The organism is Dolichospermum sp. UHCC 0260, from assembly GCF_009711985.1.
GTDB lineage: Bacteria > Cyanobacteriota > Cyanobacteriia > Cyanobacteriales > Nostocaceae > Dolichospermum > Dolichospermum lemmermannii.
This window is the reverse complement of record NZ_VIKZ01000057.1, coordinates 1-19,353: the sequence shown is the minus strand read 5'-3', so window position 1 is coordinate 19,353 and position 19,353 is coordinate 1. Positions and strand designations below refer to the sequence as shown.

19 protein-coding genes are annotated in these 19,353 nt (G+C 36.9%); 11 read left to right on the top strand and 8 right to left on the bottom strand.

The window, feature by feature from the left end; translation table 11 throughout:
* Window positions 1-69: 69 nt before the first annotated feature.
* Complete coding sequence (locus FJR08_RS18800) at window positions 70-2,232, top strand: ABC transporter substrate-binding protein (RefSeq protein WP_168634183.1); 2,163 nt, start codon at window positions 70-72, stop codon at window positions 2,230-2,232.
* A gap of 270 nt (window positions 2,233-2,502) precedes the next feature.
* On the opposite strand, the gene FJR08_RS18795 is transcribed toward FJR08_RS18800, so the two are convergent.
* Complete coding sequence (locus FJR08_RS18795; protein WP_015079474.1) at window positions 2,503-3,441, bottom strand: glycosyltransferase family 2 protein; 939 nt, start codon at window positions 3,439-3,441, stop codon at window positions 2,503-2,505.
* Between the two features lie 137 nt (window positions 3,442-3,578).
* Here FJR08_RS18795 and FJR08_RS18790 point away from each other — a divergent pair, with 137 nt between their 5' ends.
* Complete coding sequence (locus tag FJR08_RS18790; RefSeq protein WP_168634182.1) at window positions 3,579-4,778, top strand: argininosuccinate synthase; 1,200 nt, start codon at window positions 3,579-3,581, stop codon at window positions 4,776-4,778.
* Between the two features lie 50 nt (window positions 4,779-4,828).
* Here FJR08_RS18790 and FJR08_RS18785 read toward each other — a convergent pair whose 3' ends face one another.
* Complete coding sequence (locus FJR08_RS18785; protein WP_015079472.1) at window positions 4,829-5,458, bottom strand: DedA family protein; 630 nt, start codon at window positions 5,456-5,458, stop codon at window positions 4,829-4,831.
* Window positions 5,459-5,988: 530 nt separating this feature from the next.
* Here FJR08_RS18785 and FJR08_RS18780 point away from each other — a divergent pair.
* The 3 genes from FJR08_RS18780 (at window position 5,989) to FJR08_RS18770 (ending at window position 8,040) form a co-directional block, all read left to right on the top strand.
* On the top strand, window positions 5,989-6,345 hold the full coding sequence (locus FJR08_RS18780; protein ID WP_015079471.1) for an STAS domain-containing protein: 357 nt from the start codon (window positions 5,989-5,991) through the stop codon (window positions 6,343-6,345).
* Between the two features lie 166 nt (window positions 6,346-6,511).
* Window positions 6,512-7,330, top strand: a complete 819-nt coding sequence (locus FJR08_RS18775) for a serine/threonine-protein kinase (RefSeq protein ID WP_254435800.1) — start codon at window positions 6,512-6,514, stop codon at window positions 7,328-7,330.
* A 71-nt stretch (window positions 7,331-7,401) separates the two neighbouring features.
* Window positions 7,402-8,040 (top strand): PsbP-related protein, encoded by a 639-nt coding sequence (locus tag FJR08_RS18770; protein WP_168634180.1) that lies wholly within the window; start codon window positions 7,402-7,404, stop codon window positions 8,038-8,040.
* A 271-nt stretch (window positions 8,041-8,311) separates the two neighbouring features.
* Here FJR08_RS18770 and FJR08_RS18765 read toward each other — a convergent pair whose 3' ends face one another.
* The 4 genes from FJR08_RS18765 to ruvB form a co-directional block, all read right to left on the bottom strand.
* Window positions 8,312-9,019 (bottom strand): GUN4 domain-containing protein, encoded by a 708-nt coding sequence (locus FJR08_RS18765; RefSeq protein WP_168634179.1) that lies wholly within the window; start codon window positions 9,017-9,019, stop codon window positions 8,312-8,314.
* Window positions 8,949-9,644 (bottom strand): serine protease, encoded by a 696-nt coding sequence (locus FJR08_RS18760; protein WP_174783158.1) that lies wholly within the window; start codon window positions 9,642-9,644, stop codon window positions 8,949-8,951. The genes FJR08_RS18765 and FJR08_RS18760 overlap by 71 nt, the downstream gene beginning before the upstream one ends.
* An 18-nt stretch (window positions 9,645-9,662) precedes the next feature.
* Window positions 9,663-10,019, bottom strand: coding sequence for a COP23 domain-containing protein (locus FJR08_RS18755; protein ID WP_323294484.1), 357 nt, complete (start codon window positions 10,017-10,019; stop codon window positions 9,663-9,665).
* Between the two features lie 401 nt (window positions 10,020-10,420).
* Window positions 10,421-11,521 carry a Holliday junction branch migration DNA helicase RuvB gene (ruvB, locus tag FJR08_RS18750; RefSeq protein WP_168634177.1) on the bottom strand — a complete coding sequence of 367 codons (1,101 nt, stop codon included), beginning with the start codon at window positions 11,519-11,521 and terminating at the stop codon, window positions 10,421-10,423.
* 381 nt (window positions 11,522-11,902) lie between these two features.
* Between ruvB and hisF the strand changes: the two genes are divergently transcribed.
* From hisF to FJR08_RS18725, 5 genes are all read left to right on the top strand, one after another.
* The gene (gene hisF / locus FJR08_RS18745; protein ID WP_015079465.1) at window positions 11,903-12,676 is read left to right on the top strand and encodes an imidazole glycerol phosphate synthase subunit HisF; all 774 of its coding nucleotides are present in this window, start codon (window positions 11,903-11,905) and stop codon (window positions 12,674-12,676) included.
* Between the two features lie 104 nt (window positions 12,677-12,780).
* Window positions 12,781-12,972, top strand: a complete 192-nt coding sequence (locus tag FJR08_RS18740; protein ID WP_015079464.1) for a hypothetical protein — start codon at window positions 12,781-12,783, stop codon at window positions 12,970-12,972.
* Window positions 12,973-13,263: 291 nt separating this feature from the next.
* Window positions 13,264-13,950 (top strand): hypothetical protein, encoded by a 687-nt coding sequence (locus FJR08_RS18735; RefSeq protein ID WP_015079463.1) that lies wholly within the window; start codon window positions 13,264-13,266, stop codon window positions 13,948-13,950.
* A 116-nt stretch (window positions 13,951-14,066) separates the two neighbouring features.
* Window positions 14,067-14,840 (top strand): DUF1350 family protein, encoded by a 774-nt coding sequence (locus tag FJR08_RS18730; protein WP_168634176.1) that lies wholly within the window; start codon window positions 14,067-14,069, stop codon window positions 14,838-14,840.
* Window positions 14,841-14,847: 7 nt separating this feature from the next.
* Window positions 14,848-15,984, top strand: coding sequence for a PP2C family protein-serine/threonine phosphatase (locus FJR08_RS18725; protein ID WP_015079461.1), 1,137 nt, complete (start codon window positions 14,848-14,850; stop codon window positions 15,982-15,984).
* Here the strand turns inward: FJR08_RS18725 and FJR08_RS18720 are convergent, their stop codons facing one another.
* Both FJR08_RS18720 and grpE read right to left on the bottom strand, forming a co-directional pair.
* Window positions 15,985-16,311 carry an STAS domain-containing protein gene (locus tag FJR08_RS18720; protein WP_015079460.1) on the bottom strand — a complete coding sequence of 109 codons (327 nt, stop codon included), beginning with the start codon at window positions 16,309-16,311 and terminating at the stop codon, window positions 15,985-15,987.
* A gap of 158 nt (window positions 16,312-16,469) precedes the next feature.
* The gene (gene grpE / locus FJR08_RS18715; RefSeq protein WP_168634175.1) at window positions 16,470-17,138 is read right to left on the bottom strand and encodes a nucleotide exchange factor GrpE; all 669 of its coding nucleotides are present in this window, start codon (window positions 17,136-17,138) and stop codon (window positions 16,470-16,472) included.
* A gap of 568 nt (window positions 17,139-17,706) precedes the next feature.
* On the opposite strand from grpE, the gene FJR08_RS18710 reads away from it, so the two are divergent.
* Window positions 17,707-19,284: a SpoIID/LytB domain-containing protein gene (locus FJR08_RS18710; RefSeq protein ID WP_168634174.1), complete on the top strand. Its 1,578-nt coding sequence runs from the start codon at window positions 17,707-17,709 to the stop codon at window positions 19,282-19,284.
* Window positions 19,285-19,353 lie beyond the last annotated feature (69 nt).

Here is a 19,353-nt window from a genome sequence, read left to right as displayed (position 1 = left end):
GTAATATAATTTAAATTATGTTACGCGCAAGAATATAGCTAAGTTTGAATAAAAATAAAGACATAAGTTATGCCCCCCTTTAATGTAAATTCGCCAAAATATACTTTTCCCACACCTGTCAAAATTTTAATGCTTGTGGGTAAATATACATATCGAAAGATAGATACAGAGACAGATAAAGAATTAATTAGTAATTTAACCGGCGCGGCAAAACCTAAGATTGTTGAAGTTACATCAATAGCCGAAGTAATAAATGCCCTTGATAACAATAAATTTGATATTCTCATGTTTGCAGGGCATAGTAGCACTTTACCTGATGGTACGGATACAACCATTTGGCTAACTGACAATTTAACAATTAATATTAATCAGATAAGCAACCAAATTCGTAACGCATTAAATAGAAGACATCATCCTCTAGTTTTAGCAATATTTAATTCTTGTGATGGTATAGGAATTGATGGTCAACTAAAAGAGCAAGGGATAAGAATACCTTATCTAATTGCTATGAAAGCACGAATCACAGATGAAATTGCCCATACATTTTTAACGCTATTTCTGCGTTATTTTGTCAGGAATAGAATGAGTTTTCAAATGGCATATCAACAAGCGCAAAGCGGTTTACATCCTTTTGTTCCTGGTGCAGAGTCTTTACCTATTCTCTGTCTTAGACAAGCAAAAATGCCAGATTTATTTTGGCCATTAGGTCGTAATCGATATGTTCCATATTTTGGTGTAGCTATCATTATAGTAATAGCTATTATATTGCCAATAGTAATAGATATTATATTTCCAAAAAGAAGTGTTGTTATAATCGATAAAAGTCCACCATCAAAATTAGAAACTGATACTTGTAAAGAAGATACCAAATTAATAAGCTGTTATGATCCGTCAATATTAAATTTACCTAATCCTCCAATAGGTCAAAGTATACAGGAAAAATCAATAGATCAAAGTATACAGAAAAAATTAAAAGCGGTATTCGCGGAAAATAAAAATATTGTTGATGGTGTAAAAGCAAGAAAAATTGCAGAAAAAAACGTAATTAAAATTGCTCTTTCTCTTACTCTAAACGACACAAGTAGCCCAATTTATGAAACCGCTATATCTACCCTTAAAGGTGCAATTTATCTACAACATGAATTTAATAAAAATCCAAACAAAAAACTATTAATTTTAATTGCTAATGACCCGAATAAGTGGGATCAAGCAAGATCACTGGATGTAACTACAGAGAAACTTAACAAAGAATTAATTGGGAGAGACCTTGATGCAGTAGTTGGACATTTTGGTTCTAAATTGACATATTATACTTTAAAAAATACTTTCAATAAGAAAGAATTAGTCCTCTTATCCTACGCAGCTGCGGCTACTAGAGATGAAAACGCACAGAACCACTCAATCAACCAATTAACACAGAAACATAACAAAACTTACTTTTTTAGAGTAAATAACACAACTAGAGAAATGGCTCAACTACTAGCTAAATATTTCCAAGACCAAGGTATTGAGAATGTAGCGTTATTTTATAATGATAAAGAATTATTTAGTAACTCGTTTGGATATGAGTTTAAAGAGGCTTGGAAAGGTAAGTTAGGTAAGTTCATGAGGCAGGACAAGTCTAATATAGGCGACATGGAGCATAAAAAAATTGAAAGTATATTAAACCAAGCTAATAATACTAATAAAACAGCTATCTTATTATGTCCAAATTCCTTCATAGACGATGCACGTACATCAGAAGAAATAAAAAATACGGAAACAGTAATGAAACTTAACAATGGACGATTATTGATTGGTGGTTGTAGCCTTATACCTGCTTATAAACAAGAATCAATCAATCCTAATAATCTTGTGGCTGCTGTTGCTTGGTCGGGAGATATCAATTCTCCAAATATTACCCCGGACCAGCGCACAAAATTTGAAAGTTTAAGGAATTACTGGGAAGAAAATCTTACACAAGAGCAGATACGCCGTATAAGTTTAGGCTATGACTCAGTTATGGTGATAGCCGAAAGCCTATCACAAAAAGGAAATCAAAGTTTACAACAATATTTAATTAATCGTACTACACCTTTTAAAGGCATAACTGGTGACATATCGTTTAATGATGGTAAGGGTAATTTAGGAAGCGATCGCATTCAAAATGTCTCAGCTATTATTAAACCTGAATGCTTATCAACACCTTGTCAGAATTGGAATGGGCAATGGAAAACTGAATATAACAAGTAATAAAAACTAGATAATAGATGTGTCTTGAAAATAGGAAGTAGGCAGTGGAGAGTGGGGAAGAGGCATTTTAACTTAAGGCATTACTGGCGAAATATCTTTTAAAGGAAGCGATCGCGTTTAGATACTTTAAGGGTAATTACTCCTAAATGGGAACTACAGGAATTTGCAACTGCTTATATGTAGCGAACCTTAACGGGTGACAAGACGCGTTATTTTCATAAAAAACAATATCAAAAATATGGTTAGAGGAATTAGGCCACAATTATTTAATTATTTACTTTCTATCTCAGAATAAGCCGCATAAACACCCTTTACATTATACCAATTCAAGAAAATTCGGGCAATTTCTAAAGCCAATTGTGGCTTACCCAAATCAATCAACCATTGCAAAAATGGGGACATAGTTTTTTCATTCAATAACCCGTTTACAGAAAGAATCCCCCATAATAAACGATGAAACCAAGTCATTTGAATCATCATTTTTACTTCCCAAGTAGGATGTTTTTGATAAAACAAAACTCCCATTCTTCCCCGTTGAATTTCCTGATCAATTAACTTAGGAATTTGCTGTAAACTAAAAGGTGGATGCCAATGATAACCAACAGCTTCAGGACATTTAATTAATTGCAAACCTAATTTTTTTAACCTCACACCTAATTCTAAATCTTCCCAACCATAAAGTTGAAATCTATTATCAAATAAACCAGCTTCTTCTAACCAACGTTTAGGAATAGCCACATTACCCGTAGCAAAGAAAGCAGCGGAAAAATCTGTGATTTTATAGGGTTCAGCGGTGGGATTGGCAAAATTACAAGTATTTATTACAGCACCGTAAGTAAAAAAACAGTTATTTCCTAATTTCTCTTTTCCTTGTACCAAAGCATTTGTATGAGCTTGCAGGAAGTTAGACAAAACCACTAAATCACTATCAATAAAAATAATTGTGTCACCTTGGGCTTTTTCCACACCTAAATTTCGCGCCGCAGCCGGACCTGCATGATCCTGCTCAAAACAGCGGACATGAGAAAACTCATCTTTGTGTACTGCTAACCAGTTCAAAGTACCATCAGTAGAACCATCATCTACCAATACAACTTCATAACCTTCTATATAGTTTTTGTTGCTGAACTCCTGACTCTCTAAAGCGCGGAGGCACTTTTCCAGAATTGGTAAGCGATTATAAGTAGGAATGACAATACTAAAAAACACAGTTTCACCCAAAAAAACTACTGGCCATATTGAGAATAAGACAAATATAACAAAGTTACTGTTGCACAAGAAAATATACGCTAGGCAAGTCAGATATAATAATAACTCATTCTTTGTTTTCCTAAGTGGAGAAATTCATGGGTCGCGCTAAAAAGGTTGTTCTAGCATATTCTGGTGGAGTTGATACTTCTGTTTGCATTCCCTATTTAAAGCAAGAGTGGGGAGTAGAAGAGATAATTACCCTAGCAGCAGATTTAGGTCAGGGAGATGAATTAGAACCAGTTCGAGAAAAAGCCCTGAAATCCGGTGCAAGTGAATCCTTGGTAGTGGATGTTAAGGATATATTTGTTAAAGACTACGCATTTCCAGCGATTCAAGCCAACGCCCTCTATGAAAATCGCTATCCTTTAGGAACAGCCCTGGCTCGACCTTTGATTGCTAAAATATTAGTGGAAGCCGCTGCAAAATATGGTGCAGATGCGATCGCTCACGGTTGTACAGGCAAAGGCAACGACCAAGTACGCTTTGATGTCTCCTGTACAGCCCTCAACCCCAACCTCAAAATCCTTGCACCAGCCAGAGAATGGGGTATGAGTCGGGAGGAAACCATAGCCTATGGTGAAAAATGTGGTATTCCTGCACCAGTGAAAAAATCTTCTCCCTTCAGTATAGATAAAAACTTGCTTGGTCGCAGTATTGAAGCTGGTACATTGGAAGATCCAGCAAATGAGCCGCCAGAAGAAATCTATGAAATGACCAAAGCCATAATTGATACTCCTAATGAACCGGAATATCTAGAAATTGGGTTCCAAAAAGGGCTTCCTACCACCATTAACGGCGCATCAAAACAGCCTGTGGAGTTAATTGAACAACTCAATAAAATCATTGGTAATCATGGGATTGGGCGGATTGACATGATTGAAAACCGCTTGGTAGGAATCAAATCACGGGAAATTTACGAATCACCAGCAATGATAGTTCTAATTAACGCTCACCGTGACTTAGAAAGCCTCACTTTAACAGCAGATGTCAGTCAGTACAAACGAGGTATGGAAGAAACCTATACCAAACTCGTATATAACGGACTTTGGTACAGCCCACTCAAAGCAGCTTTAGATGCTTTTATTCAACAAACACAAGAAAAAGTTTCTGGTGTCGTGCGGTTAAAACTTTTCAAAGGTAACGCCACCATAGTTGGCCGTTGGAGTGATAATTCCCTCTACACTCCCGATTTAGCCACCTACGGCGCAGAAGATCAATTTGATCACAAAGCTGCAGAAGGCTTTATCTACGTTTGGGGACTACCTACTCGCATTTGGGCGCAGCAGAATAAGTAATAATTCAATAATTCAGATCCCCGACTTCTTTAAGAAGTCGGGGATCTTTACTACTCTTCTGTTTGCTGCTTAACTTCGCGGGACTCTAACCAAATTGGTATAGCAATCACAGCAACTAAAATAAGTAACGCCAAAATTGCAAATTTACTTACCCAAGCCACCAATTGTTCTAGGGAAATAATCCTTCCCGCAAAAAAGGCTAATGTCACCATGACGCTACCCCAAGCAGTCGCCCCAGCTACGTTATAAATCAGGAATTTACCAAAGGGCATTTCTGCTATACCCGCAAGTGGTGAAGCGAAAATCCGCAATAAGGCAAAAAAGCGGCCAAAAAATACAGCTTTAGCGGCGTTTTCCGTAAATTGCTCTTTAATACTCAGCAGTCGGACTTCGGAAATGCGGAAAATCTTGCCAGCTTGGAGCAGAAAAGGCCAACCGCCAACTCTACCAATCCAATAGCCGCAATTACCACCAATTACAGCACCTCCAATAGCGTTACCGAGAACCAGCCAGTAATTTAATTCATTACTACCAGCAAGGAAACCACCAACAATCGTGACGGTTTCTCCAGGAAGAGGAATGCCCAAATTTTCTAGCAATATTCCCAAAAAAATCGCTAAATAACCATAATTATGAGCAATTTCTTGGATGTTTTCTAGTGAAAGTAGCTCAAAAGACATCCAGCACCACCGAGTTTACAAATTTTTACCTTTACCATATCTTTGCTTGTTTTTGGCTAGGGTGTCAATCAAACCGCAATAGGAGGAGTCACCGAGTCAGGAGTCAGGATGAAGAATGAAGAATGAAGAATGAAGAATGAAGAATGAAGAATGAAGAATGAAGAATGAAGAATGAAGAATGAAGAATGAAGAATGAAGAATGAAGAATGAAGAAAATTCCTTCCCTGTTCCCTGTTCCCTGTTCCCTGTTCCATGTTCCCTATCTCTACAAGTAAGTTCATGAATCAAACCGGATTGCTATAGATAATTTAGATAATGATAAGTTCGTTACCGAAATTAGCAGTAAATTATGCTTATACTAGAAAAACTTGTAAACAAATTATACGGCATAAATACTGAAAAAACTTTTTCTCAACTGTGCTGCTGTTAATTCCCATAAATTTGCGAAAATAGTCGTTCCGCGGTTAAATTATAAACAGTATTGATGTCAATTTTTCCTTTATCAGTGTTTCAAATACAAAGTTAAATTTATGACTCTTACACAAGAACGCCAAGTAATTTTGTTCAAACCCCAAGGTAGTATAGACCTGGATAGTGGTACTATCTTGAGCGAACAGATGGCTGCAATTGAACCTCAGCATCACCAACTCTGGGTTATAGATTTATCAGAAGTAGATTTCATGGATAGTTCTGGATTAGTCCCCCTCGTCAAGGGACTTACATCAGCGCGTCAAAGTGGTTGCCGGTTAGTTCTTTGTAATGTCAAAGCTCCAGTTAAGTTGATTTTGGAACTTACCCAGCTTGATTCAGTATTTGAAATTTTCCAAAATTACGAAGATATTTTTGCTCCTGTTACTAATCAACAGCTAGTAGCAACTGGAGTTTAGACTAAATTAGTATTTTTATATCTTTAATTTAGATCCCCGACTTCTTTAAGGAGTTGGGGATTTGAAATTAATTAACCTCTCAAATAATTTCGCCAATATGGCGACGAATGTGCGATAATTAACCGCATATTTCCCAAAACAAGGAATCAGGTGGGGTGTGAATCTGATGATAGGTACGACTATAGGCGGACGCTATTGTATTACTACCAGGTTAGGACAGGGTGGATTTGGAACTACTTATTTAGCAAAGGATACCCAACTTCCTGGTTCTCCTGGTTGTGTGGTTAAGCATTTTACACCATTAACTACAAAACCAGAGCAATTAGAAAAAGCTCAAGAATTATTTGAACGAGAAGCAGGAATTTTACAAAAACTCAATCATCCACAAATACCCAAACTTTTAGCGTTTTTTACGGAAAATCAACAGTTTTTCATAGTTCAAGAATTTATTAAAGGACATGATTTAACGAAAGAATTACCACCTACATCTACCAATACTAATATCAGTGAAGCATTTGTTATTAAATTATTAAAAGATATTCTGGAAGTATTGGAATATATTCATGGTGAAGGTGTAATTCATCGTGATTTAAAACCAAGTAATGTCATGAGACAAGAAATAGATAATAAAATAGTCATCATTGATTTTGGGATAGTTAAACCTGTCAAACCAATTAATAACCAAGAAGATGATACTCAAATAATCGGTAATGAACTTATTAACCAAGAGAATGGTAATTATAATCCTACAAGAATTGGCACTAAAGGATATGCACCCAGGGAACAAGGAGAAGGTAAACCAGAATTCAATAGTGATATTTTTTCTCTAGGAATGATTGTAATTCAAGCACTTACAGAAATAGAGGCTAAAGATATCAATAATGATAACAATAACCAAGAAATAAGTTGGCGTTATTATAGTAGAATCAAAGTTAGTGATCAACTTGCAGACATTTTAGATAAAATAGACATCTCCGGTAATTAAATGTGCGTGGTTTGAAACCCTTGTAGAGACGTTCTATAGAACGTCTCTACATTCATTTTCGGAGAGGTCTAATGGTCAAATCTGATCATAGAGCCCGTTATCAGACAGTAACAGAAGTATTAACAGCATTAGAAAAAATATCTATAAGTAGTCCATTAATACCACCTAAAATTTATCATTTATTCCTGAAAATTGCCCCTTTGGGATTAATCATAATCATGGGAATAATTGTATTTTTAAACCGTCCTATTTCTGAATGTGATGGAAAATTAGCAACTTATAAAAATAAGGAACATAATATAGAAATTGAATATCCTAAATGTTGGGACGCGGACGAAACTCCTATCTCCGTCATTGGTATTGGTAAAATAGTTACATTTGTTCAACCTCAACAAAAAGCTAGATTGATTATTAGTAGTTCTGAATATTCGGGAACTTTAGAAAATTACGGAAAAGACCAGGAGAAGATGATCAAAAGTAACCTAGAATCATCAAATATCATAGAAAGAAGTTCAACTATTATCGCAAATCAAACAGGACAAAAAATAATTGTCACTGGTAAAAATGAACAACAAAAAATCAAAAATATGTATGTTATGACTTTGAGAAAAAATCAAGCTTATTTAATTACCTATACTGCACCCATAGATGATTATGATAAGTTGATCAAACCTGTACAAGATATGATAAAATCATTACAGATTGATTAAATTAATCTATAATATCAATATTATTTTGAACTCGTTCCCAGACTCCGGCTGGGAATGGGAGTTTGAGACTCTGCCTCAAATACAAATATACTGGAGGCAGAGCCTCCCGTGAGCATTCCCCGGTAGAACCAGGGAACGAGGGAACTCGTTCCCAGACTCCGGCTGGGAATGGGAGTTTGAGGCTCTGCCTCAAATACAATGAATATAGTGGAGGCAGAGCCTCCTGTGAGCATTCCCCGGTAGAACCAGGGAACGACGAAACGCTTATGGGTTATAGTCTAGAGAAGAGAATAGGGTACCCCCAGCCCCAACCCCTAAATAACTTAAAAACCCCACTCGGCAGGTGTCCCGGTAGTGCTTTTGTACTAAAGTCGTTTTTACTGCTCCAATCATCTATATAACCATTTTTTCTCCAACCAATGCGGGAGCCTAACCTCTGAAAAGTATCCCAGTCGTTCCAATTACCATCTTTACCACCCAAGTCCAGCCAAATTTGCTTTTGCACAGAAAAGCCAAATTTACCCTTGCTATATTTTACCCATAATTGATCCATTTTTCGCAATTCCTGTCTGGGAAAATTTGTCACATCTTTAAGTATTAACCATTCTTCCTGTTCTCGTTTAGTCAACTTTAGCATCAAGTTCCGAGTTTCTAAATCTGCATCTCGCCATTTTCCTGCTTTTAACAATGATTCTAATCGCTGAAAGCTGACAGGTGTAGGTTCAGTTCTAGGATTAGGATTATTACGAGGGGTATTAGCTTGGGTATTATTTTGAATATTACCCCTAATGCTAGGCTTATCAGTAACACTTACTGCAATCCGCATATAAGTATTAATAGGAATACCAGCAAATCTATCTCTATCCCTATTGTCATATTCATCACCTCTGCCATGAATACCTATCAACTCACCTTCTGAATTTAACACCGGTCCGCCACTCATGCCCTTGAGGGTGGGATGGATAAGCGTGCATTCCATTAACACCGATTAATTGACCATTTTCATTTAATAATGGTCCTCCACTCATACCTTTTTCAAGTTTGTTTGTATATCCTATTTGATATCCTCTTTCTAAGGCTTTTTCTAGAACTAGCACTATTCTACCTGTTGTGAATGTGAACTGTTTAACTGTGTTTTCTGATTCATAAGCGGGAAAACCCGCAATAAATACTTTATCTCCTATTTTTGATTGAGTCCCAATACTTGCTACTGCATAAATTGTACTACTAGAAAATTCCAACATGGCTAAATCATATTTACCAAACTTCATTTTTTTAGATACTTTGGCTTTATGTATTTTCCTGTCTGGCGTTTCTATGTTGTAAGGACTTTGACCTGCTTCTAAAACATGAGCGTTTGTTAATACTGTGTAAATATTGCCATTTTTCTTCAGTAAAATTCCTGAACCAAGAAACTCCGTTGACAGGATTTTAACGGTAATATCTGTTGCTTTTTGTTTTACTTGTGCTGGAGAAAGTCCCGTTAGTGGTTGGTTTATGGGAGTATCACTAGTATAAATACTAGCACTTAGGCTTAAATTGGGTACTAGTAAACACAAACCACTAACACAGGTGATGAATTTGATAATTGTAAAATTTGACAACTTGAAAAGATGTATAGTTTATTTTTGCTCCGCTGGTAAATTATTTAAGTAAGTACCAAAATCAAACATGATATCATCAGTGTCAGAATTTTGATTCATAATTTCAGCACCAGCTAGAGCTTGACGATTAAATAACCTATTAGCTACCTCTCTGCCATTTGTACCCTGTCTGAGGGTAAATAGTAAATTACCGGAGTTACAGACCGTATTAGAGTCACTTCCAGAACAAATTACGGTTTCCTTGTTGACTATTCCAGAGGCGATTTTTTTCAGTGTACCATTATCGTAATTTCTTTGAAATCTTGTTGATACTTCCTGACATCGCTTTTTAGGGCTGTATTGCGAGGGAAAGTAGGTTGATGTCCAACCCATAATTTTGCGGTTTTGACCGTCTTATGTGCGGGTAAAGGTGAAATATTGCCCACCTTCTGCGGCACAATAGAATTTGGTGCCTCCAGCGTAACTAGGTTGACCCATGGACGCAAGGCTTGCTAAGGCTGTTAATGACACTGTAGCAAATATTTGAGTCAATTTTGGGTGTAGTTGATCAGATATTTTTGTGGCCATATATTCAATTATTTGTGTGATTTCAATGAGATTTTAACTCATAAGTAAGTATTAGGGAGTCAAGAATTTTCCTTTTGTCTCTCCTCTAGTGGTCTGTCAAATAAATTTTGACGGATAAAGAAGAAATGAACCACGAAGGACGCAAAGAGCGCGAAGGAAGAAGGAAGAGGAAAAATTTATTTACCCGTCAATTAGTTCTTGACAGACTACTAGAGTAATGATAACTGTTCATTGGGTGGCTTAAAACCCATGTGTTGATAGGCTGCTTTAGTTGCGATTCTCCCCCTGGGTGTCCGGCTTAAATAACCTATTTGCATTAAATATGGTTCATATACTTCTTCAATGGTTTGGGTGTCTTCCCCAGTGGTAGCAGCGATGGTTTCTAAACCCACTGGCCCACCATTAAAGTTTTCAATAATCACACTGAGCATTTTTCTATCTGTCCAATCTAAACCGCAAGGATCAACTTGGAATAGCTGCAATGCTTCCGCTGCTACAGTTGCATTAATTTCCAGAAAAGATTTTACTTCCGCATAATCACGGACTCTTTTTAATAATCTATTGGCTATTCTTGGTGTTCCCCGTGAACGTTTGGCGATTTCTGTAGCCCCATCTGGATTAACTGGAGTTTGTAATAATTCAGCGGTGCGGAGAACAATTTTAGTCAGTTCTTCTACTTCATAAAAACGCAACTTTTGAATTAAGCCAAAGCGATCGCGTAATGGTGAAGTTAAAGCCCCGACGCGAGTTGTCGCTCCTACCAAGGTAAATTTACATAAAGGTATACTTCTAATTCTGGCACTAGAACCTTTACCCACGGTAATATCTAAGCGATAATCTTCCATCGCTGGATACAGAATTTCTTCTGTCATTCGTGATAACCGATGGATTTCATCTATAAACAGCACATCTCCTGGTTTCAGGTTTACCAATAACCCCACGATATCCCGTGGCCGTTCCAAAGCTGGTGCGCTGGTAATTTTGCAACTTACCCCCATTTCTGATGCTAAAATCATTGCCATTGTGGTTTTACCTAAACCTGGTGGTCCATACAACAGCAAATGATCCATGACTTCTTCTCTAGATTTAGCGGCTTTAATGGCTATATCTAAAACATCCTTTAAATCCTTTTGGCCGATGTAATCAGCAAAACGCTGGGGACGAATACTCTCTTCTGGTTTCCCTTGTTCATTAATAGCAGCTTCCGATTGTAACAGATTTTCTGCGGGGGGTACTTTGGCTGACTCCCTCGGCTGTTTGGGTTCTCCGTTGGGTTCGGGAGGCTGTTTTTTGGAGGAGATAATCGCCATAATTTTCAGGGATTCAGAAGTACAGAAATGCGGATTTAGCAGTTCATAAGTAAAATCAGTATAGGATATTTGGGGTTAGTTGAGAATACAGATACTATTTTCACAATATAAATATTTATTTCATTAAGTAGGTGAACACAATAAAACCAAACTGTGTAAAGAAATGTAAAATCGCTGAAAACTTCTTTACTCTTTACTCTTGCCTCTTGCCTCTTGCCTCTTGCCTCTTGCCTCTTGCCTCTTGCCTCTTGCCTGTATATTTGTTTAATTAGTTTTTCGTCTGGACAAGACCTATTATATGTTGATCCTATCTTGTCAACTATTCCCCAATTGCCTTTACAATTTAAATTCCTAGCAATTACCGGGAGTGAAAACGTCATTATGTTGGCTAAAAGAATCTTACCTTGTCTAGATGTCAAGGCGGGCAGAGTTGTGAAGGGAATTAACTTTGTGGATCTCAAGGATGCTGGTGATCCTGTAGAACTGGCCAAGGTTTACAATGAAGCAGGTGCAGATGAGTTAGTGTTTCTAGATATTACGGCTACTCATGAAGACAGGGACACGATTATTGATGTGGTTTACCGGACTGCTGAACAGGTCTTCATTCCCCTGACTGTGGGTGGTGGGATTCAAACCTTAGAAAATGTTAAAGATTTGTTACGAGCCGGGGCGGATAAGGTTAGTATTAATTCCGCGGCGGTCAGAAATCCAGATTTAATTAATCATGCCAGCGATCGCTTTGGCAATCAGTGTATTGTTGTAGCTATTGATGCTAGACGTAGACTTGATCCTGAGAATCCTGGCTGGGATGTCTACGTTCGCGGTGGTAGAGAAAATACTGGTATTGATGCTCTATGGTGGGCGGAAGAAGTCACAAGACGGGGAGCTGGAGAATTGTTGGTGACAAGTATGGATGCTGATGGTACTCAAGCTGGTTATGATTTGGACTTGACAAAAGCGATCGCTAATGCTGTAGAAATTCCCGTGATTGCTTCTGGTGGTGCGGGAAATTGTGAACACATTCACACTGCATTAACGGAAGGTAAAGCTGAAGCCGCACTTTTAGCGTCTTTGTTACATTTTGGGAAACTGAGTGTAGCACAAATTAAAACTTATTTGCAAGAACGCCATGTTCGGGTCCGTCTTCCTACTTGATATCAGACATAAGAAAGCGACCAACTGCATCTGTTGAAGATAAAACACAGTTATCCAAAACAGTGTTAAGATAATCGTACTTCTATGAAGAAATATTAAGAAATATGTTGATTCCTATTTTAATCTTTGATGTGGCACTTGTAGCATGGTCGCTACACCTGATGGAAAAAGCTTATGAGCATAAAGAATTTTCTCTCATGCTGGCTGGTACACTAGTGGCATTAGCCGCAGCAGCAATGCTAGTAGTTTACTTTTTAATGGGAAACTGTATGAGCTATTTGTTACAAGTAACTTAAGGGAGGAGTCAGGAGTCAGGAGTCAGGAGTCAGGAGGAAGAAAGGAAGAAAGGAAGAAAGGAAGAAAGAAGAAGAAAGAGGAGGAAGAAGGAAGAAAGAGGAGGAAGAGGGAAGAGGGAAGAGGGAAGAATCATGTAGAACTTGAAAAGTGGTTGGTTTTTGATGGTATAAACATTTATTTCTTACACATTATCAACATTGAATACCCCTAAAATCACCGATTAATTGCCATTCTGGAAATCCACTTGTTATATTAGACTAAATCAATAGTATGTTAAGGATTTAGCAACTGTGCGAGATGATTTACAGGGATTGGATATTAGTCATGATCAACTTCAAGATGCGACTAACTTACCTGTTCATAATAAATTAATAATTATTACTGATGTTATTCAGCAATTCGGTATAAGATTGCTAAAGAAAGCTCAAAAAACAGAAATTGCTACTGTGGTTTTCGCTGGAATTGCTATTTCTGTTTGTACTTACCTGTTAGTAAAACTATCATCTTGGCTATCATTAATTATCTTTGTTTTATGGACAGGTGGGAGTATACAAATTCTATTATATTTATTATGGAAAGGCAAAAGTAAGTTTCTCAAACAGAATATGACAAATTCTTTACGGATTTTACTAAATGATGTGGAAAGATATAATTCCGTGATTAAAGCTATAGATATTAACGACCAAATTGAAGATGTTGGCAACTTAGGAGTAAGTATACAAGCAAGAGAAAAAGTATTATTAGCACTTGAATTAACTAGAAATGATTTAATCCGCGCTTTAAAAACAGAGAGAATTTTGCGAGAAAATAAAAGTTTTATTATCACTAATTCTGATTTATTTACCAATAATTTAGCCGCTTTGGCATCAATGCAAGTTACTGAAGAGGCAACCGAACATGGTAGATTATTAAATGAAGCTTTGCAAATTTCCCTAGATGTACAGCAGGAAATGAAAAACTTGCAAAGTCAGAGTTAATACTTGATATATGTTTAGATGTAAATGTAAAATATATCTATAGAAAATACTTCCTTCTCTTTCTTCTTCCTTCTCTTTCTTCTCCTGACTCGGTGACTCCTGACTCCTATTTTAACATGAACTGGCAAGAAATTAGAGGCAATTGGGTACTTATTCCCCGTAATCCTATCGGGGTTATTCATTTTTTAGGTGGTGCATTTGTCGCCACTTTACCACATTTAACTTATCGTTGGTTACTGGAAAATTTAGCAGATCAAGGATATGTGATTATTGCCACACCTTTTGTCAATACATTAGATCATATAGCGATCGCTAAATCTGTCCAACTTAAATTTGAATATACCCTAGAAAAGTTACAAGACGCTGGAAAACTCCGCAAGCTGTACCTTCCCACCTATGGAGTCGGACATAGCATGGGTTGTAAACTCCATTTACTAATTGGTAGCCTGTTTCCAATCCAACGGGCTGGTAACATTTTAATATCCTTTAATAACTTTGCTGCCAATGAAGCCATACCATTAGTAGAACAGTTAAATTCTCAGTTAAATTCCCAATTAGACATTGAATTTACACCTACACCGGCACAAACTAACCAAATAATTCAAGACAGCTATCAGATTCGGCGGAATTTAGTAATCAGATTTAATAAAGATACCCTGGATCAATCAGCAAACTTAACAAGAATTTTACAAGAACTCTTTCCTAATATGGTAACAACACAAACCTTATTAGGCACTCATACCACACCTTTAGGGCAAGATATTAAATGGCAACCAGGAAGTTCTTTTAGTCCTTTTGATGCTTTAGGACAATGGTTAAAGCAAGAAGTCTATCGAGATTTAAATCAATTAAAACAAGTTATATTGTTTTGGTTAAATCCCCTTTCTTAATAATCTCATGTTTGAAATCTTAATCATTGATGATGACCGATCCATCCAAATGTTTCTCAAAAGAATCTTAGAAAAACAAGGTTATCAAGTCATCACTGCGAGTACAGGAGAAGAAGGAATTTTAAGAACCCTGGATTCACCTCCAGCCTTAATTATATGTGATTGGATTATGCCGGGATTAAGTGGTATAGAAGTATGTAATATCATTAAAAAAGATCCCAAATTATCTACCACATTTTTTATTTTATTAACATCTTTAGATTCCGTCGCCAATAGAGTTAAGGGATTAGATGCTGGTGCTGATGATTTTATCTCCAAACCTATCGAACACAATGAACTACAAGCAAGAGTTAGAGCCGGGTTACGTCTGCATCAATTAAGTCAGGATTTACAGACCCAAAAGCTACTTTTAGAAACAGAATTAGCCGAAGCTACAGAATATGTAAAATCCCTTTTACCCCTGCCTGTAAATAAGCCCCTGAGTATTCAGTTTAAGTTTTTGCCATCACGGCAACTTGGTGGGGATTGTTTTGATTATAATTGGCTTGATGCTGATACTTTAGCTATTTACCTACTAGATGTTGCCGGTCATGGACTTAAAGCTACTCTACCTTCAATTTCTGTACTAAATCTCTTACGTTCCCGCGCACTCAAAGATTTAAATTACTATCAACCTAGTGAGGTATTGGCAGCTTTAAATAATACCTTTCAAATGAATTATCAAAATGATAAATATTTTACGATTTGGTATGGAGTTTATAATCGAGTTAGCCGTCAATTAACATACTCTAGTGCTGGACATCCACCAGCTATTATCCTCTCTGGCAATTCTCCTACTCATACGGAAGTAAAAAGATTAAAAACTCCAGGAATGCCTGTAGGAATGTTTCCTGAAGCTAAATATACAGATGCGTATTGTCAGATTGAAAAATCTAGCATCCTTTATATTTTTAGTGATGGTGCTTACGAAATCACTCAATCAAATGGTACTCTTTGGAGTTTAGAAGGTTTTATTCAGATTTTAATTAGCTTACAGTATTCTGTTGATAACCAACTTGATTATATCCTGGATTACCTAATTAACTTAAACTCCAAAGAGACATTTGAGGATGATTTATCTATTCTTCAAGTTAAATTTGATTAATCAAGTAGCAGAAAGCAAAATATTTTCAAATGCTTCTTGACTAGGAACAATTGTAAATTTGCCATCCATACCAGTTAATTCAAATAGCATCCTAACTTGCTCATTAATTGAACAAATAACCATCTTTATTCCCGATTCCTGTAAAGCTTTAAATGTTAAAATCAGAGTGCCTAATCCAGAACTATCCATAAAGGTAACATGATGACAGTCAATCAACACAATGGATATTCTCTTATCAATTACTTCTTTAATACTTTGTTGAAAATTTTGTGAGTTAGTAGCATTAAAACTCCCACTGATTGCAATCACTTTCACCTGCTGATTCATGATATTCTAATTTTGATTTATTTAAGAATGTGCTGATTTTAATTTTATTAGTATATCCTAACATTAGATTATAAAAAGATATTTAGTACACAAAAATATGGAGTAATTTTCAATAAATTCATCAGCAAATAACCATCAAACTCAAAAGAGCATAAACTTTATAAGAGACTTACTCTAGCTCGGTACAAAAGCTGATCATGTTGCATATAACCTGTATAACGGACTTTAACAATCTCTCCTGGTTGTGCTGTTCCTGCTAATAATTCATGGAATTGAGGATTATAGGGGATTTCTGTGCCTACAGAAGCGATCGCTTCCACATTCCAATCCTGTAATAATCTTTTTAAAGGCGTATCTACCAAAGGTAATATCTTTACTGCTGATAACTGGTGATCTTCCCTGGCTCTATGTGCTGCTGTTGGCCATTGTAATATTAAAGATTCCAATATTTGTAAACTTGACCGCTGAAATTCCTGTTTTAATCCTTCTCTTTGTTCTAACATTGACAATGTTAATCGTTCATACTCAACTTGTAAATCTGTAATTTGCTTTAATAAGTCTATATTTTTATGAGAGGAATGAGTTTTGTGGAAACTTGAAGATAAACCATCAACGCTGAAATTTTCTACCAACTCAGTCCAAGATATCTGTAAAATCTCTGACAGTTTTATCAATACTTCTATCCGCATTTGTCCGATTTTTCCCCTCCGCAACTGCAAAATTTGCCATTGTGAAACACCAGCAGCACGACTTAAAGATTTAAAACTCTCATAACCGACTGTTTGCATTAAATTTCGCAAATTCTCGGTAAAATCAATTTCCAGCATAAAATATGGGTAATAAGTAGGTTAGCATTGAAAATCGTCGTTATGGCACTAGGCACTAGGCAAGAGGCAAGAGGCAAGAGGCAAGAGGCAAGAGGCAAGAGTGAAGAGGGTTTGGGCGATTTTACTTTTCGTTACATATTACTCTTCGAGAAGCCGCTTCGCGTCTACGGTTTTTTTCCTTTCACCTACTTAAAGCAAGATTTAGTTAAATCATACTCATAATGAGTTTGATTTGCAAGTGTGCTGAAAAAAAGACGTAATGGTATTATAGAAGCGCGTAAGTTAAAAATATATAATATTCCCCGTTACTAATTAAGTAGGTTGGCGTTGAAAATTGTCGTTATAGCACTAGTCAAGAGGCAAGAGGCAAGAGGCAAGAGTAAAGAAGTTTTCAGCGATTTTACATTTCTTTACACAGTTTGGTTTTATTGTGTTCACCTAATTATCTAAGTTGATTATTAGTAATTTGTGATTCATCCTGCCGCCCTGTATCTTCTTATCATTAGTAAATTGAGTTAATTAACTTAAAACCACTCCGACAGCATAAGGGCAATTAGAATTAGTTTTCATGAAAATATTTATTTGGCCTTCTTCCTACAGATTAATAACAACCTTGTGCCTATTGGGATTGGCTGCCGCATCAGAACCCGTAAGCAACAACCAGGATGTAAAATTGCAAATTGGTATTGTCCAACGATTTGGGGCTAAACCCACAGACAAATTAGAATTAGCACCCACAAAAGGCGATCGCTTAACATTAAAATTTACAGTGGGTACTCAGCAACAAACCCTAGTCACCGACAAACCCATCCAGTTAACAACAGTCATGCAGCCCTTAAACCAAACAGTGGTTCAGGAAGTCTTAGTGCTGGGTGACTTTCGCACCTTTGAAACAGCGGAAGATAACGCTAACCACTGGCGTTCCCTGGGGATAGAAGTGGAAATATCCCAACCAGAACGTTGGCAAGTATGGGCAAAACGGGACGTTTACAGCACTCCCTTAATTCGTCGGTTACTATTAAAAAGTATAGAAACATCCGGTGATAAAAATGCTTACTTGGCAACCAACATTTTATCAAAAGTACCGAAAATTACTTGGGTAGTAAATGGTAAAAATTATAGTCCTAATTATCTAGAAATAACTGCTGGTAAAGACTCAATTAAGGTGAATACAGATGAACAGCCCCAACAAAAGCGTGTTTATCCGGGAAAAATGACCTTGCAGCCCAACGCCTATGGGCATTATACTTTAGTAAATACAGTCCCATTGGAAACTTATGTGCGGGGAGTTTTACCCCATGAAATTGGGATAAATGCGCCAATGGCAGCCCTAGAAGCACAAGCAATTATTGCTCGCACCTATGCCTTGCGAAACCTCCGCAGATTTGCGGTAGATAATTATCAGTTATGTGCTGACACTCACTGTCAAGTTTATCAAGGACTCAGCGGAGTTGCTAAAAATACAGATCAGGCGATCGCCTCGACCAGAGGTCAGGTACTCACTTATAATAACGAAATAGTTGATGCTTTATATTCTTCTACTACAGGTGGTGTTACCGCTAACTTTAGTGATATCTGGAATGGAGAAGATCGTCCTTATTTAAAACCTGTCATAGATGCTGCTAATCAAAATCTTTGGAACTTATCACATCAGAATTTAGCAAATGATCAGAACTTCGAGAAATTTATCAATCTTAAAGCGGGATTTAATGAGAGTAAATGGGATGTATTCCGTTGGCACAGAGAAACGGATATCAATAAAATTACCCAAGACTTGCAGAAATTCTTACATTCCAAAAAAAGCCCCTATAGCAAGTTCAAAAAAATTCAAGCCATGTCTGTGGTTGAACGCAGTTCCAGTGGCCGGATTTTAAAACTGGCTGTGAAAACTGATATTGGGGTTTTCACCTTACAAAAAGACGAGGTTCGCAGTGCCTTTGCTGCTCCCATTAGCACGCTATTTTACATTCAACCATTGAATAAAGGTCAAACCAATCTCTGGGGATATGCTTTTATTGGTGGTGGTTTAGGACATGGAGTGGGTTTAAGCCAAACAGGCGCTCAGAATTTAGCCAAATTAGGTTGGTCTAGTGCCAAGATTCTGGAGTTCTATTATCCGGGGACTAAAATTAAAGTAAGCAAGTAATTGGGGAATTGGTAAAACTCCTACTCAGTCGCCAATCCCCAATCCCTTGTTTGGACTAAATTCTTGTGA

Bases quoted from the DNA above. Each gene is read 5' to 3' on its own strand.
- grpE (WP_168634175.1), bottom strand. From the start codon at position 17,138: ATGCTGGAAATTGATTTTACCGAGAATTTGCGAAATTTAATGCAAACA.
- FJR08_RS18765 (WP_168634179.1), bottom strand. From the start codon at position 9,019: ATGGAATGCACGCTTATCCATCCCACCCTCAAGGGCATGAGTGGCGGA.
- FJR08_RS18725 (WP_015079461.1), top strand. From the start codon at position 14,848: ATGTTTGAAATCTTAATCATTGATGATGACCGATCCATCCAAATGTTT.
- FJR08_RS18775 (WP_254435800.1), top strand. From the start codon at position 6,512: ATGATAGGTACGACTATAGGCGGACGCTATTGTATTACTACCAGGTTA.
- FJR08_RS18710 (WP_168634174.1), top strand. From the start codon at position 17,707: ATGAAAATATTTATTTGGCCTTCTTCCTACAGATTAATAACAACCTTG.
- hisF (WP_015079465.1), top strand. From the start codon at position 11,903: ATGTTGGCTAAAAGAATCTTACCTTGTCTAGATGTCAAGGCGGGCAGA.
- FJR08_RS18780 (WP_015079471.1), top strand. From the start codon at position 5,989: ATGACTCTTACACAAGAACGCCAAGTAATTTTGTTCAAACCCCAAGGT.
- ruvB (WP_168634177.1), bottom strand. From the start codon at position 11,521: ATGGCGATTATCTCCTCCAAAAAACAGCCTCCCGAACCCAACGGAGAA.
- FJR08_RS18785 (WP_015079472.1), bottom strand. From the start codon at position 5,458: ATGTCTTTTGAGCTACTTTCACTAGAAAACATCCAAGAAATTGCTCAT.
- FJR08_RS18790 (WP_168634182.1), top strand. From the start codon at position 3,579: ATGGGTCGCGCTAAAAAGGTTGTTCTAGCATATTCTGGTGGAGTTGAT.
- FJR08_RS18800 (WP_168634183.1), top strand. From the start codon at position 70: ATGCCCCCCTTTAATGTAAATTCGCCAAAATATACTTTTCCCACACCT.
- FJR08_RS18740 (WP_015079464.1), top strand. From the start codon at position 12,781: ATGTTGATTCCTATTTTAATCTTTGATGTGGCACTTGTAGCATGGTCG.
- FJR08_RS18730 (WP_168634176.1), top strand. From the start codon at position 14,067: ATGAACTGGCAAGAAATTAGAGGCAATTGGGTACTTATTCCCCGTAAT.
- FJR08_RS18770 (WP_168634180.1), top strand. From the start codon at position 7,402: ATGGTCAAATCTGATCATAGAGCCCGTTATCAGACAGTAACAGAAGTA.
- FJR08_RS18720 (WP_015079460.1), bottom strand. From the start codon at position 16,311: ATGAATCAGCAGGTGAAAGTGATTGCAATCAGTGGGAGTTTTAATGCT.